Origin of the sequence: Anaerostipes sp. MSJ-23, from assembly GCF_018918155.1 — a bacterium.
GTDB lineage: Bacteria > Bacillota > Clostridia > Lachnospirales > Lachnospiraceae > Anaerostipes.
In genome coordinates, this window is sequence record NZ_JAHLPY010000006.1 from 45,918 (window position 1) to 60,758 (window position 14,841).

The window sequence follows — 14,841 nt, forward strand, 5'->3', positions numbered from 1 at the left end:
CCTTTTTTATATTTCTATGATTCTGTGCAGGACTTCTTTTGCATAATCTGTATGATGTTCCTTAAAATCTTTTTTTAAAAATTCTATTTCCTTTCGGTTTTGCTGTTCCTGACGATTCAGAAGTTGTTCCATATTTTCTTCCAGTTCTTTTTGTATAGACTGAAGTTTTTCTTCCGTTTTTTGCTCCATTTGAGTATCAAACTGATTTCTTTTCTCCTGCATTTCTTTTTCTAAAAGATGTTTCTGCTCTTCTGCATTTTCTACGATAGCTCTCGCAGTCATTTCAATTTCTGAAAGTTTATCCGCAATCCGCTCCATAAAAAAACCTCCTTTCTTTCCTGCATTTCTATAAACTTTATTTTACCCCTTTTTATCTATTTTTACTAGCTTTTTCCTTTATTTTTTCCTTATTTTTCGTCATTTTTCACAACACTTTTTTTAAATTTGTAGGTTTTCCATTAAAAATTGAAAAATTTTTTTAAAAAGAAAAAGAACATAAAGCATTTTTTCCTTTGCTTTACGTTCTTTTATTCTTTACCATAACGCCCGTCCGGACACTTTATTACTATAAGATCCCTTTATTTTTTTTGACGAACTTGTAGACTTCACTCTATAATAATAACGTTTCCCTGCTTTTGCCTTTCTATCCTCAAAACATGTTCTTTTATTTCCTTTAACACTGGCAATTTGTTTATAACATCCCTTTGATGTAACGCTTCGATAAATTTTATATCCGCATGCACCGCCAACTCTTCCCCAAGTAAGAACGACTCTTCTTGTTCTACCTTTGGCTCTTAATTTAGACGGAGCCATTAATCTTGGAACGGTTCTGGAAAGCAGATAAGTTGAATTATGAGTTACCTCGTATTCTACATAAGCATCTTCTGCAACTTCCGGTGTCTCTTGTAACAGCTGTGTTTCTCCATTATTATAGTAACTTAGCTTTAACTTATCATCCTTTCGGATTCCATATTTACCACAAAGATACTTATAATTTACGCGCATCTCTGCTTTCCCTGGAAGCACCCCATTATTCGCATATCTCATATATAAAATATAAGGTTCATCCGGATACCCATAATCTTTTCCTTTTACCTTTTTTACCGTTGATGTCAAATTAATATTTTTGCATCTGGATTTTTTTATTTTCTTTCCATTAAAAACCCATTGAACATTTTCATCTTCAAAAACAAGTGTCTTATCTTTTCCGGCAATTGCAAGAAAAAATTCTTTTTTAGCGATTTTGCTATAACGGCAGTCTAATACCGCTGTTTTACCTTCTTTCATTGCACGTAGTTTTTTTACAACTGTTTTAGGATTTCCCACGCTTCCATAATATGCAGTCTTATACTGGCTTGATACCGTAATTTTTTCCGTTTTTTCTCTTGTTATCTTCTGCAAAGGAAAATCTTTGTCATCCAGCTGATAAAATACACTTTTATTTTTTGCACTATAAACACAAATTCCCTTTAGTTTCCACGTTCCAATTCCCCAAAATGGATTGACCGGAATCTCTATTTGATGTTTTCCTTTGCTCAATCCCTTTTGGCTACTCCAATTAAGATTCTTCTCCTGTCCCTTATCATTAACAAAACATAAATCCAAATCTGTAATTTTTTCTTTTCCTGTCTCTAAATTTACTTCCAAGAGTCCCGGTGTTGAAATCTTTTTCTTTTTAATTTCAAGTCTTTTAATCTTTGGTGTCCCATAAGCTTTTTTTACAACAAAATTACGGTTGTGTTGCTTCATTTTTCCTACAATTAAATCATAGGAGATCTCCTTTTGATTCTTATCAGATAAGATAATATCTGTAGCCTCATATTTTCCCATATCCAAATCTTCGATTGGGTAACAAATTTCAACAATCCTATTTCTTTTCACAGCACAAAATGGGATCGTAATAATTCCCTCTTCATCATCTTTACGCCGGTAACCGAAGCCTATTTGTCTTATCTGTTTCCAGTTTCCTGCGAGTTTCATACGGACTTTCAAACCTTTCGATGCATCCACATGATTAGCATTAATAATAGAAAAACTTTCTAATTTAGGTGTCTTCGTTTTTTTATATCCTCTATAATCAGAACGGATGATCCTACAGTTTTTCCCGCTCTTTCTCCACATTTTTACATGTGCGTCTTCATCATAATAGGAAGTATTTCCATTTGCATCTGTTAGAGAAATACTCACGATTTTATAATTTCCTTTGACAACTCTGCAATTATTGTCAAAACTTAATTTTATTCTTTTCTTTCCTGTAAATAATGGTGCTTTTTTTAACTCTTTACAATCAAAATCTGCAGAAATACTTTCCGCACTGTTACGGTTAATCTTACGTTCCAGACACACAGAAATCTCAACAATTCCCGTTCCTTCTTCCATGACTTCCAATTCCATATCCAGTTTATGTCCTTTTCTTGCATCGACATTCCTTGAATTTAAAATACGAAAGCTACGTAAAACAGGTGCAGTATCATCATAATGCACATCCGCATAAACTTGTAAAGGCATATTGGCAAACAAAAAGATCAATGCTAGCAAGCAGATTATGATCTTTCTTATCCGGTCATTCGGATTTTTCATGGTTTCACTCTCCTTTAGTGGTCGTGATGCCCTGTCCGTCAATTTTCTTTTCCATCTGAGTGCCATTCTTTGATTCTTTTAGCCAAACTGGTTTGAAAATCATCTTCCTGGTATCATCATCTGTTCGTTCAAAGAAGACCGTTCCTATCTTGCGATTTTCTTTATTAATATCTGCTGTCTCTCCGAGACTGAGGTATTGCTTTTTATATTCATCTGATAATTCAAATGAAAGAAAATCTTGATCTTCCTGTGACTTCCATTCATACTCTACCTTCATATACCACACATTCAATGTAATATTTTTAATCCGGTAAGAAATATTTTCTTTCTTATTATACACCCAATCATCATTGGAAGCCACTGTTTTTACTTTATACATAGAACGCGGCATAAATTTGATTTTAATCTTTTCTTCCTGTACCTCCCCACCTTTTTCTCCCAGAAATACAAGTGTACACGAGGTTTCTTTTCCGATAAATTTTTGAATTTCTGCAGTATGTTTCTGAAAAGTTCCATAATATTTTGTATTATTTTTTTGATCAGATACTGGTATATAATTTTCCTGTTCCAGCACTTCGCGATCTCCATCTTCCGTCGCAATAATTACTTCTGATGGATAGACATCATCATAATTTCCTTTGTCTTTTACTTCATAGCGTATACTAATTCCTTCACTTGTCATTACTGCGTCGTTTAAATAAATCTTTCCTTTATTTCCAATATTTACTTGTTTATTAATTGGTATTTCATCCGCCTTAACATTCTTCTCATATGTCTGTGAAACACTTATGCAAAATCTTTCGTAAAATCCTCTAAATGTTGCCGCTGCCGGTGTTTTTATTCCAATAATCACAACGCACATACAAGCTGCCATTGCTGTAGCTGCTTGATGAATATGCCTTATAAAAAGCTTCCTTCCTACTTTTGTTTTTGGTTTCTTTTTTTGAATTTGTGCCTGTTTTAAAGTTTCCAAAAGCTCCTGTTCAAAGGATTCCTCTGGTTTGATCCGGGACAACATTTCTCGATATTCTTCTTCTATCCGATTCATAATTCTCCCTCCCTTTCCAATAATAATCCTTTTAATTTTTTTCTTCCTCTAGCCATCCACGTTGTGATGGTAGATTCACTTTTTTTCATAATCTGCGCAATTTCCTTAATTGCATAACCTTCAAAATAATAAAGATATAATACTGTTCGATACTTTTCTGATAACTGATCTATCAATTCCACCAGATAATACTCTTCCTTTGGTATTTCTGGTATATCATAATCTAGCGGTTCATTTTTATGTCTTTTTACTGCTTTTACATAGTTAATGGATGTATTAATTGTCACACGGACCATCCACGCTTTCTCATGTGTTTTATTTTCAAAGTATGGCTTTTTTGTAATCAAACGAACCATAACTTCCTGCACGATATCTTCTGCATCCGGTACACTTTTTGTGTAAGTGAAGGCCAGACGAACAAGAGAATGCGTATATTCACTGATAATCCGGCTTAACTCCTGATCCGAATATTCTTTTGTTTTTCTCATACCTTCAGCAATTCCTTTAATGTTCTTCTCAATATCTCTTCAATAAGAATACAATGTTTGCCTTATTTTTGTCTCATTTTTTTTAAATTTCCCATTTTTACAAAAAAATAAAACAAGAGATAATTGACAAATCAATACATACAAACTTATTATTATTAGATAAGATAACAGGAGGATTTTTATGGGTTTACAAGAAAAAATCGCACAGGTAAAACAAGCTGCTCCTTTACTGGCTGCTACTAGTCTGGAACAGCGAAATAAAGCTCTTGCAGCTGCTGCAAAAGCTCTGGAAACAAAAAAAGAAACTATTTTTAAGGCAAATAAAGAAGATTTAAAAAATGCCAAAGAAAATCATATCCCGGAACCTATTTTAAACCGTCTTAAGTTTGACGAGGGAAAGCTTTCCGATATTATCTCTGGTATCCATGATCTAATTCAAATGCCAGATCCATTATTTCAGACACAACTGGCACGTCAGCTTGATGAAGGATTAAACTTATATCGTGAAACATGTCCAATCGGAGTGATTGGCGTTATTTTTGAATCTCGTCCAGATGCCCTTGTTCAAATTTCTGCTCTATGCATCAAAAGCGGAAACTGCGCCATTTTAAAAGGCGGCAGTGAAGCTATGGAAAGCAACCGTATATTATTTCAGACCATTCATGAAGCAGTTACAAATGCTGGTCTTCCCCAAAATTGTATGCTTCAGTTAGAAGCTCGCTCAGATATTGCTGAACTTCTTGAATGCCATGAATCTGTTGATCTTTTGATTCCAAGAGGTTCCAATGCTTTTGTTCGTTATATTATGGACAACACAAAAATTCCAGTTATGGGACACGCTGATGGAATCTGTCATATTTATGTTGATAAAGATGCTGATATTGAAAAATCGATTCCAATCATTATCGATTCCAAAACACAATATGTATCTGCCTGCAACGCTGCAGAAACATTACTTGTTCACAAAGAGATTGCTAAAAAACTTCTGCCTGCTCTACAAAAAGCGTTCCATGAAAAACATGTGGAACTTCGAGGAAGCAAAGAGGTTCAAGATATTATTGCATGTAATCCTTCTTCAGAAGAAGATGACCATACAGAATATCTTGATTATATTATTTCCATCAAGATTGTTAATGATATGGATGAAGCGATTCGCCATATTAATCATTTTGGATCTCACCATACAGACTGTATCCTAACAGAAGATAATCAAGCAGCTCATAAATTTATGCAGCTGGTTGACTCTGCTGGAGTTTACCAAAATTGTTCTACACGATTTGCCGATGGCTATCGTTACGGATTTGGAGCTGAAGTTGGTATTAGTACCAGTAAGCTTCATGCTAGAGGACCTGTCGGTCTAGAAGGATTATTAAGTTACAAATACAAACTCTTTGGAAATGGTCAAATTGTTGGTGATTATGCAACTGGAAAGAAATCTTTTCACTTTAAGAATCTATAAAAGAAAAAAAGATGTGGCGATGCAAAAAAGCATCGCCACATCTTTTATGAAGTTTAAAGTTTATAATACTTTGCTTAGGAATTCTTTTGTTCTCTCTTCTTTTGGATGATCAAAGATTTCTTCTGGTGTTCCTTCTTCCAAAATCACACCACCATCCATAAATAAGACTCGATCTGCTACTTCTCTTGCAAATCCCATTTCATGAGTTACAACGATCATAGTCATGCCTTCTTCTGCCAACTGTTTCATAACTTCCAGAACTTCTCCAACCATTTCTGGGTCAAGTGCAGATGTAGGTTCGTCAAATAACATAACTTCCGGTGATAATGCAAGTGATCTTGCAATGGCCACACGCTGTTTCTGCCCTCCAGATAATTGAACTGGGTAATTATCTGCTTTATCACCAACGCCAACACGATTTAAAAGTTCCATTGCTTTTTCTTTTGCCTGAGCTTCCGTCATCATTTTATGACGAATTGGTGCTAATGTCACGTTATCAAGAATTGTTAAATGCGGAAATAAATTAAAATGCTGAAATACCATTCCAACTCTTTTTCTCATAGCATCGACATCAAATCCTCTTTCCATCAGATGCATATCTCCAATAACAATCTCTCCTTTGGTCGGTGTTTCCAAAAGATTTAAACATCTTAAAAATGTACTTTTTCCTGATCCGGATGGTCCGATCACACAGACACATTCTCCCTTATTGATATGACAGTTAATGCCTTTTAAAACTTCCAGAGATCCGAAATATTTATGTAAATTTTTAACGTCTATCACTTTGTCTCAGTCTCCTTTCTAACGCATTTAATCCAAGAGTCAAAACTTTCACTAATAAGTAATAAATAAGTGCTGTTCCGAGTAATGGGGCCAATGCCTGAAAAATTCTTGAAATTACGAAGTCTGACACCTTCGTCAAATCAACGATTGATACATATCCTAAAATAGAAGTTTCTTTTATCAGTACGATAAATTCATTTCCAAGAGCAGGAAGAATATTCTTAATCGCCTGAGGCAGGATAATATCTTTCATTGTCTGTGTATAGGATAATCCAAGGGAACGTCCACCTTCCATCTGTCCCTGATCAACAGCCTGGATTCCTGCACGGATAATCTCCGCAACATAAGCTGCACTGTTCAAACCAAAGGTTAAGGAACCTACAAGCAATCCGCCTTGACCTTTTAATATAACGAAATACATGATCATCAACTGTGTAAGTGTTGGAGTTCCACGAATGATGTCAATATACACATATGCGATCTTGGATAAGAGTGTACTCTTTCCTTTCTGCTCTGCTGTCAAGCGCATTAACGCCAATATTGTACCAAGCGCCACACCAATAAGGATCGCAATGACTGATACAAGGATGGTCATCTTTAATCCATCAAGATACAGCAGATACCTCTGTTCAGCGATAAACGCTTTGTAAAATGAATCTAACATTTTGAAACCTTACCTTCCCATGTTCTATTTTACGGAATCAATATATTTTGCTTTCAGCTTATCATATGTTCCGTCTTTTTTGATTGCTTTGATCTGTTTGTTGATCTCTTCTTTGTAAGCTGTGTTACCCTTTGTAAGTGCGATACAATAATACTCAGCTCCTGCAGAGTCAATAACTAATTTTAACTTTTTAGAATTATTTTTCACAAATTCCTGTGCTGGTTTTTCATCGATAACAACCGCATCAATTGATCCGTTTTTCAGATCCATAACAGCATCAACACCTTTTTTAAAACGTTTTACTGTTGCTTTCTTTACAATGGTTTTATTTTTTTCACCAAATTTTTCTCCAGAGGAAATGATATCACCAGTTGTTCCTTCCTGAACACCGATCTTCTTTCCGCTCAGCTGAGATAATTTTGTAATCTTGCTGTCTTTCTTTAAGATAATTGCCTGATTAGATGTATAATAGCTGTCTGAGAAATCTACAGATTGTTCACGTTCTTTTGTCTTTGTCATTCCAGCAATAATCGAGTTGATGGAACCAGATTCCATAGCGCCGATCAGAGATTTAAATTCCATATTTTGAATTTCAACCTTTTTATTCATACGTTTTCCAATTTCTTTGATCATTGCGATATCAAAACCATCTGGCTTTTTCTGATTATCCATGTACTCAAATGGAGGGAATTCCGCATTGGTTCCTACGATAATCTTATCTGGTACTTTACTTTCTTCCTTTTTTCCACATCCCGTAAATAACATAGATGCAGCCATCACACCTGCTAACGCAGCTACTAAAAACTTTTTCATGCTTTTCTCCTTCTTTCTTTAAAATAGCGGTACTACCGCACCATTATAATGTTCTTCTATATACTTTTTCACAGCATCACTTTTTACTGCTTTTACAAGAGCCTTGATAGAATCTTTGTTTTCATCACCCTTGCGGACTGCAATGACATTTCCATAATTTTTAGCTCCAACGGAACCCTTATCTTCTATAGCCAGTGCGTCTTTATCTACTTTTAACCCAGCCTGAATGGCATAGTTGCCATTAATAACCGCAAAGTCTACATCTTTTAAAGATCTTGGAATCTGTGCTGCTTCAATTTCTTTAATTTCAAGATTCTTTGGATTTTTTACAATATCCTTCTTCGTAGCGGTAAGTCCTGCATTTTTCTTTAATGTAATCAGACCTTTTGCTTCCAGCAGAAGAAGTGCTCTTGCCTCGTTTGTTGTGTCATTTGGTACTGCAATCGATGCTCCATTTTTTAAATCTTCCAACTTCTTTGTCTTACCAGGAAAAATCCCAAATGGCTCATAATGTACGATTGCTGCTGAAACAAGTTTTGTTCCTTTTTCTTTATTAAAGTTCTTCATGTAAGTAATATGCTGAAAATAATTGGCATTCAGATCTCCAGAATCCAACGCTGTATTAGGCTGCACATAATCTGAATATTCCTTAATCTCCAATGTATAACCTTGTTTCTTTAATTCCTTTGCAGCTACTTTTAAAATATCTGCATGAGGAGATGGACTTGCTCCAATTACAATTTTTTTAGAATCTTCACTGCTACTCTTTTTTGAAGAACCACATGCAGTAAATACACTGAGACATAGCGCTGCACAAAGTGCAAGTACTAGTGCTTTTTTCATTTTCTTTATACACTCTCCTTTTTCTTTCATTTCCATAGTTATGGATAAATTCATACAATTTATTATTTTACAATACTTTTCGAAAGATTTCAAATGCCGAAGGCAATGCATATACATTTTCCAGTTCTTTTTTCTTCACCCAGCAAAAGTCCTCAATCGGTATATTTTTTTCTAAATGTACGCGGATCCCCTCCATATGCCATTCAATATGACTAAAAATGTGCTTTCCTTTCCCTGCTGGCTCTATGTTTATTTCCTGAATGTTCCATTTTTTCAATTGATCTTCGATGTCTTTTCGATCCATCTTTTGTGAAATATTAGGAAATTCCCACAATCCTGCAAGAAGTCCTTTCGAATTTCTTTTATGAAGTGCAATCATTGTATCGGTTTCTAATAAAAATACAGTTTTATATTCTTTTTTTCTTGCCTTTTTCGGCGTCTTCACAGGAAGTTCATCAATCATGTCTTCTCTATAAGCTTTACAGACGGTATCCCACGGACAAAGATCACAGTTTGGATCTCCATTTGGAATACAAACAATCGCTCCAAGTTCAATTAATGCCTGGTTAAAATCTCCCGGCCGGTCTTCTGGAATATATGGCTGTATTTTTCTTCCAATCTCCTTTTTTGTTTTCTCTTTTAAGATATCAGAATGATCTCCCCATAATCTTGTTAAAACTCTCAAAACATTGCCATCCACCGCTGGAACCTGTAAATCAAAAGCGATGGAACCAATGGCTCCTGCTGTATAAACACCGATTCCTTTTAAACCTAAGAGCTTTTCATAATCTGCAGGTACTTCTCCTGCATACTCTTCCATAATTGTCTGCGCCGCAGCCTTTAAATTTCTTGCCCGATTATAATATCCCAATCCTTCCCATAGCTTCATGAGACGATCTTCCTCCACTTCAGCCAAGTCTTTTACTGTTGGTAATTCTTCCATAAAACGATCAAAATACGGTTTTACAGCCTCCACTCTCGTTTGCTGAAGCATAATCTCCGAAATCCAGATCCTATATGGATCCTTATTTTCTCTCCACGGTAGTATTCTTTTATTGTAATCATACCAGTTTAACAAAGAACCAGTAAGATCATAACGTTGTTGTTCCATTTTCTTCCTTTCTTAAAGTGATCTGCTTATGAATATCCTTGTCCAATTGCAATACAGAAAATATAAACCTTAGAAACACCAAGCTTCTTTAACGCTCTTGTCACTCCTTCTGATGTTGCTCCAGTCGTATAAATATCATCAATCACAAGAACGGTCTTTGGTCTTCCTGTTTTTTCATAAATTTCCTGATTTCCTTGAAAAGCTTTTGCCAATGTTCTTTTTCTCTGCAATGGATCCATTTTTTTTAGTGGCTTTGTATCCCTCTTTCTCAAAACAAGTTTCTTTTCCATTGGACATCCTATCATATCCGCAATTCCTTCTGCAAATATTTCTGCCTGATTAAAACCCCTTTTTCGTCGTTTCGATGCATGCAGCGGCACAGGAATCACTAAATCCGGCTGAATTTTTTTTAATTGTATCAGCTTTCTCTTCTGAATTTCTGAAAGATAATATTCCGCAAATACTCTTTTATTCTTATACTTTATTGCAGCCAACGATTGTATCACGGGTTCTCGATAAATGCAAAGTCCCATTCCTTTTGTAAAACTTTTTGGATGTTTTATACAATCATTGCAATATTCTGCCTCATACGATTCTATCTGTTTTCCACACGAATAGCATACTGGTTCTTGAATAAAAATATTCTTTTTTTCGCATTTCGAGCAAAGTTTTGCGTGTTTTTTTAAAAGTGTTTTTCCACAGAGCGGACAAACCGGTGGAAATAGAAATGATAACATAGAAATACCTCCCCTCAGAGATTGTTCTTTATAGAAGAAAAAGCACTTCACATTTAATGAGGCGCTCTTTCTTTGTTTCCAAATTTTGTATATTGTCCAAGCCATACAAGTTCTACCGTTCCTGTAGAACCATTTCTTTGTTTGTCAACAATAATTTCTGCAATTCCTTTTTTCTCAGAATCTTCATTATAATATTCATCACGATAAATAAACATAACAACGTCGGCATCCTGTTCGATAGAACCAGATTCTCTTAAATCAGAAAGCATCGGTTTTGCCGGCTTTCTTTCCTCCACACGACGACTCAGCTGAGACAGCGCAATGACTGGAGCTTCCATCTCTCTTGCAAGAGCTTTCAATGACCTAGAAATTTCCGAAATCTCCTGCTGTCTGGATTCCGAACGTTTTCCCCCAGACATTAATTGAAGATAATCAATAATAATTAAATCGAGACCATGTGTCTGTTTATATCTTCTACATTTTGATCGTAGTTCCGCAATTGTAATTCCAGGAGTATCGTCAATAATTAATGGAGAACGCCCAATCGTTCCAGCACTTTCCATGATCTTTTCCCAATCAGATTCTTGAAGATCACCGGTACGAATTGACTGAGAATCAACCATCGCTTCCATTGCCATCATACGAGTAACAAGCTGTTCTCTTGACATTTCTAAGCTGAAAATAGCTGTCGGGATATGATCCCTCACCGCTGCTCTCTGCGCAATATTTAATACAAATGCTGTTTTCCCCATTGCTGGGCGAGCAGCGACAATGATCAGTTCCGATGGATGCAGTCCAGAAAGCTTGTAATCAAGATCAGTAAATCCTGTCGCAATCCCAGTAACTCTGCCTGCAGAGCTTGCTGCTTCCTCAATCGCATCCAACGTATTTAGAACTACTTTATCAATAGGGACAAAATCTTCTCTTCCGCTGGCCTGCTGCAAAAGACCAAATACATTTTTCTCTGTATGATCTAAAATTTCAGAGATATCCTCTTTTCCAAGATAGCATTCTGCTGTAATTTCTTCACTAACTTTGATCAGCTTTCGAAGTGTTGCCTTCTCCTTCACAATCCGCGCATACTGTTTTGCATTAGCCGAGGTCGGAACGGTTTCTAGAAGATCACGAATAAATTCCAAACTTTTCATAGAATCCGGAACATCTTTTCCCTTCAGCTTATCCTGCAAAGTTACCAAATCTACTGGTTTACCTTCCTTATAAAGCTCTACCATCGTCCCGAATAAAATTCCATTTTGTTTTTGATAAAAGTCTTCCTGATCTACAATATCAATGACATCTGCAATCGCATCTCGGTCCATGATCATCGCACCAATCACAGACTGTTCCGCCTCCGCGCTGTTAGGCTGTATCTTTTTTACAAATGCCTCATCCATCTTATTTTTCTTCTACCTTTACTCTTAAAGTTGCTGTTACTTCTGGATGAACTTTCACTGCTACATCATGAAATCCAAGGTTTTTAATTGGTTCACAGTGCATTTTTTTCTTATCAAGATCAAATCCAAGCTGTTTTTTTGCTTCCTGAGCAATTTCTTTTGTTGAAATAGAACCGAAAGTTCTTCCACCTTCTCCTACTTTCATTTTTACAACAAGCTGTTTTCCTTCGATTTCCTTTGCAAGAACTTTTGCTTCTGCAAGCTCTTCTGCAGCAACTTTTTTATCATTTGCCTGACGCAGTTTTAAATCATTTAAGGCTTTTTTTGTTGCTTCTACAGCAAGATTTTTACGAAATAGTACATTTCTTGCATATCCATTATTTACTTCTACCACATCATCTTTTTTTCCAACAGATTTTACGTCTTCTAATAAAATAACTTTCATCTTTATATATCTCCTTTTTCCTTCATAATTCTTAAGGTATCAATAATGATTTCCTTTGCTTCCTCGAGAGAGACATCCACGAGCTGTGCGCCTGCCACTGTCAAATGACCACCACCGCCAAACTCTTCCATGATTCTTTGCACGTTAATCTCATCAATCGATCTTGCGCTAACATAGACTCTTTCTTCCACTCCCGTTAATACAAACGAGGCTTCAATTCCATCAATATCCAGCAACTCATTTGCCACCTGAGCTCCTATAACCGTAGGGCTGTCCACACCGATACCAATCAAAGTCGTAATTGCAAAATGCTGATACAAAATATCTGCCTGGCTGATTGCCTTAGAGCGAATACGGTAAGTATCCATACTTTCCCTAGACATTTTTCTTACAAGATTCAGATCTGCACCATTTCTCTTTAAATAAGCAGCAGCCTCAAACGTACGAACCCCTGTTTTATTTACAAAATTGTCCGTATCAACAAGAATACCAAAGTACATGGCATTTGCTTCCATTGGGCGCAATTTTGGTTTCGTACTAACATACTGAAGAATCTCTGCCACTAATTCACAAGTTGAGGATGCATAGGGCTCCACATAAGAAAGAACTGGATTTTTTATCATATCTTTACTCTTTCTATGATGATCCAAGATCACAATCGTATTCGTCTGATCTAATAGCTGTTCACACTCCGTATAATTTGAATGATTAACATCAACAACAATTAGCAATGTGCTTTCATCTGTAATTTCAATTGCTTTTTCATTGTTAATAAACATATCATCATCGTATTCTCCACTTTTTCTAAGTGCTTCCACAATCGGACGTACTGAAATCGTCATCTCATTCATGACAATATGCGCTTTTCTTCCAAGAGAAAGTCCAAGACGATAAAGACCTACTGCCGCACCCATGGCATCCGGATCTGGTATTTTATGCGCCATAATAACAACATTTTCTTTAGATTCCAATAATTCTTTTAATGCATGAGCTTTCACTCGAGCCTTGACTCTTGTATTCTTTTCAACAACTTCACAGTTTCCTCCGTAATAAGAAATCTCTTCCCTATCCTTGATAACCGCCTGGTCTCCTCCACGCCCAAGGGCAAGATCCATTCCAGCACAAGCAAATTCATAGTTTTCTTGATACGTATTTCCATTGATACCAAAACTGATGCTCAATGTCATATCCATGGAATTTCCAAGACTGATATTTTTAATTTCCTTTAAAATTGAAAACTTATTTGTCTTAATCTTATCCAGATATTTTTGTTCAAAGACGACAAAATATTTATCTTTCTCTGTTTTCTTTACAATCCCGGATACATTCTGAATAAACTTATTAATCTTTCGGTCTGCCATTGCAACAAGCATGGAACGTTTCACTTCATCAACATCATCCATAACTTCATCATAATTATCAATATAAATCAGACCAATAACCATCCTCTGATTTTCATTCTGCTCCATATATTTCTTCAAAAGCGTCTGATCAAAGAAATATGCTGCAACGAGTGAATTATCTTTCATCATCTGCTTAGAATAACATTCTTCATCTTCCCCCGAGAAATCCTCAATCCGAATTCTTGTAAATTCTACTTTATAAAAAAATTTCTTTTCTTCTTCGCCTTCCTTTTTTACATAATTAATATGCGAGATCGTATGACTAACATCTGATGGAAGTAAATTCTTATTCAGTTCATGAAAAATTTGGTTTAAATGCTTTCCCTTATTTGACCCTGCAATTTTCTGAAATGCTGCATTACTCCAAAGAATAATGCCGTCTCCATCCAGAAGTGCATACGGAATCGGAAGTTCATGAATCAAGTAATTCTGCACCTGTCCTTGTTCAAACACAAACCCCATACATTCTTTCATGATTTCATTTTTACTGTAATAATAACCAATCGTTTGAAACGTAAAACACAATACAATAAATACAGCTAAAATGATTCCGCACTGGACACTGAAAAAGAAAATGACAATATCTACTGGTATAAGCAACAGCATTACCCGAAACGGTCCCTTCAGATATTGATCAATCTTTGAGTTGTTTCTAATATCCATATTCTGCTCCTAATTGAATGCCTCTTTCAAATATATTTTTACATTTTATTATACCCCGACTGGCGATATTTGTACAGCACTGTACTTGAACAATCTTTATCAACATTTTCTATTTTATTTATAAACCTGAATTATTCATGAGCAACTTTAGTTGCTCATGAATAATTCAGGTTGTAAGTATGATTGCAATGACAAAACTTCCATTGCTTACTTTTAAGATTCTAACTTTTTTCTTCATCTGTAAATTACCTCTTCTGCACGACTGGTATTCCTAATCAATACCTATTTAAATAAATTAATTTCTCTTATTTTACCATACAATGCAAGAATTTGTTTAACAAAACATAACACAAGAAGGAATCCTATTTTGCAGGATTCTCTGCCTGCGACAAGTCGCTTCAGTGACAAAT

General features: G+C 35.6%; 14 protein-coding genes. 1 reads left to right on the top strand and 13 read right to left on the bottom strand.

What is annotated here, in order from left to right; genetic code table 11:
- Positions 1-6: 6 nt before the first annotated feature.
- The 4 genes from KQI71_RS06040 to KQI71_RS06055 all read right to left on the bottom strand — a co-directional run bounded on the left by KQI71_RS06040 (position 7) and on the right by KQI71_RS06055 (position 4,116).
- Complete coding sequence (locus KQI71_RS06040; RefSeq protein ID WP_216435027.1) at positions 7-318, bottom strand: hypothetical protein; 312 nt, start codon at positions 316-318, stop codon at positions 7-9.
- 216 nt (positions 319-534) lie between these two features.
- On the bottom strand, positions 535-2,580 hold the full coding sequence (locus KQI71_RS06045; protein WP_216435028.1) for a hypothetical protein: 2,046 nt from the start codon (positions 2,578-2,580) through the stop codon (positions 535-537).
- Positions 2,581-2,584: 4 nt separating this feature from the next.
- Positions 2,585-3,628, bottom strand: a complete 1,044-nt coding sequence (locus KQI71_RS06050; RefSeq protein WP_216435029.1) for a hypothetical protein — start codon at positions 3,626-3,628, stop codon at positions 2,585-2,587.
- The gene (locus KQI71_RS06055) at positions 3,625-4,116 is read right to left on the bottom strand and encodes an RNA polymerase sigma factor (protein ID WP_216435030.1); all 492 of its coding nucleotides are present in this window, start codon (positions 4,114-4,116) and stop codon (positions 3,625-3,627) included. The genes KQI71_RS06050 and KQI71_RS06055 overlap by 4 nt, the downstream gene beginning before the upstream one ends.
- A gap of 181 nt (positions 4,117-4,297) precedes the next feature.
- Between KQI71_RS06055 and KQI71_RS06060 the strand changes: the two genes are divergently transcribed.
- Complete coding sequence (locus tag KQI71_RS06060; protein ID WP_216435031.1) at positions 4,298-5,575, top strand: glutamate-5-semialdehyde dehydrogenase; 1,278 nt, start codon at positions 4,298-4,300, stop codon at positions 5,573-5,575.
- Positions 5,576-5,635: 60 nt separating this feature from the next.
- On the opposite strand, the gene KQI71_RS06065 is transcribed toward KQI71_RS06060, so the two are convergent.
- From KQI71_RS06065 to KQI71_RS06105, 9 genes are all read right to left on the bottom strand, one after another.
- Positions 5,636-6,358 (bottom strand): amino acid ABC transporter ATP-binding protein, encoded by a 723-nt coding sequence (locus KQI71_RS06065; RefSeq protein WP_216435032.1) that lies wholly within the window; start codon positions 6,356-6,358, stop codon positions 5,636-5,638.
- Positions 6,345-7,022, bottom strand: coding sequence for an amino acid ABC transporter permease (locus tag KQI71_RS06070; protein WP_216435033.1), 678 nt, complete (start codon positions 7,020-7,022; stop codon positions 6,345-6,347). Before KQI71_RS06070 ends, KQI71_RS06065 begins: the two co-directional genes overlap by 14 nt.
- Before the next feature lie 24 nt (positions 7,023-7,046).
- Positions 7,047-7,835: a basic amino acid ABC transporter substrate-binding protein gene (locus tag KQI71_RS06075; RefSeq protein WP_216435034.1), complete on the bottom strand. Its 789-nt coding sequence runs from the start codon at positions 7,833-7,835 to the stop codon at positions 7,047-7,049.
- A gap of 18 nt (positions 7,836-7,853) precedes the next feature.
- The gene (locus tag KQI71_RS06080) at positions 7,854-8,678 is read right to left on the bottom strand and encodes a MetQ/NlpA family ABC transporter substrate-binding protein (RefSeq protein WP_216435035.1); all 825 of its coding nucleotides are present in this window, start codon (positions 8,676-8,678) and stop codon (positions 7,854-7,856) included.
- A gap of 67 nt (positions 8,679-8,745) precedes the next feature.
- Positions 8,746-9,789: an A/G-specific adenine glycosylase gene (gene mutY, locus KQI71_RS06085; protein WP_216435036.1), complete on the bottom strand. Its 1,044-nt coding sequence runs from the start codon at positions 9,787-9,789 to the stop codon at positions 8,746-8,748.
- 26 nt (positions 9,790-9,815) lie between these two features.
- On the bottom strand, positions 9,816-10,526 hold the full coding sequence (locus KQI71_RS06090; protein WP_216435037.1) for a ComF family protein: 711 nt from the start codon (positions 10,524-10,526) through the stop codon (positions 9,816-9,818).
- A 53-nt stretch (positions 10,527-10,579) separates the two neighbouring features.
- A complete protein-coding gene (gene dnaB / locus KQI71_RS06095; RefSeq protein WP_216435038.1) occupies positions 10,580-11,920 on the bottom strand; it encodes a replicative DNA helicase in 1,341 nt (446 codons plus the stop codon).
- A 1-nt stretch (position 11,921) separates the two neighbouring features.
- The gene (rplI, locus tag KQI71_RS06100; RefSeq protein WP_216435039.1) at positions 11,922-12,365 is read right to left on the bottom strand and encodes a 50S ribosomal protein L9; all 444 of its coding nucleotides are present in this window, start codon (positions 12,363-12,365) and stop codon (positions 11,922-11,924) included.
- 2 nt (positions 12,366-12,367) lie between these two features.
- Complete coding sequence (locus tag KQI71_RS06105; RefSeq protein ID WP_216435040.1) at positions 12,368-14,431, bottom strand: DHH family phosphoesterase; 2,064 nt, start codon at positions 14,429-14,431, stop codon at positions 12,368-12,370.
- Between the last annotated feature and the right edge of the window lie 410 nt (positions 14,432-14,841).

Excerpts from the sequence above, each read along its gene's own strand:
- KQI71_RS06045 (WP_216435028.1), bottom strand. The coding sequence starts at position 2,580 with ATGAAAAATCCGAATGACCGGATAAGAAAGATCATAATCTGCTTGCTA.
- KQI71_RS06075 (WP_216435034.1), bottom strand. The coding sequence starts at position 7,835 with ATGAAAAAGTTTTTAGTAGCTGCGTTAGCAGGTGTGATGGCTGCATCT.
- KQI71_RS06070 (WP_216435033.1), bottom strand. The coding sequence starts at position 7,022 with ATGTTAGATTCATTTTACAAAGCGTTTATCGCTGAACAGAGGTATCTG.
- mutY (WP_216435036.1), bottom strand. The coding sequence starts at position 9,789 with ATGGAACAACAACGTTATGATCTTACTGGTTCTTTGTTAAACTGGTAT.
- KQI71_RS06055 (WP_216435030.1), bottom strand. The coding sequence starts at position 4,116 with ATGAGAAAAACAAAAGAATATTCGGATCAGGAGTTAAGCCGGATTATC.
- KQI71_RS06090 (WP_216435037.1), bottom strand. The coding sequence starts at position 10,526 with ATGTTATCATTTCTATTTCCACCGGTTTGTCCGCTCTGTGGAAAAACA.
- KQI71_RS06080 (WP_216435035.1), bottom strand. The coding sequence starts at position 8,678 with ATGAAAAAAGCACTAGTACTTGCACTTTGTGCAGCGCTATGTCTCAGT.
- KQI71_RS06105 (WP_216435040.1), bottom strand. The coding sequence starts at position 14,431 with ATGGATATTAGAAACAACTCAAAGATTGATCAATATCTGAAGGGACCG.
- KQI71_RS06050 (WP_216435029.1), bottom strand. The coding sequence starts at position 3,628 with ATGAATCGGATAGAAGAAGAATATCGAGAAATGTTGTCCCGGATCAAA.
- KQI71_RS06060 (WP_216435031.1), top strand. The coding sequence starts at position 4,298 with ATGGGTTTACAAGAAAAAATCGCACAGGTAAAACAAGCTGCTCCTTTA.
- dnaB (WP_216435038.1), bottom strand. The coding sequence starts at position 11,920 with ATGGATGAGGCATTTGTAAAAAAGATACAGCCTAACAGCGCGGAGGCG.
- KQI71_RS06040 (WP_216435027.1), bottom strand. The coding sequence starts at position 318 with ATGGAGCGGATTGCGGATAAACTTTCAGAAATTGAAATGACTGCGAGA.
- rplI (WP_216435039.1), bottom strand. The coding sequence starts at position 12,365 with ATGAAAGTTATTTTATTAGAAGACGTAAAATCTGTTGGAAAAAAAGAT.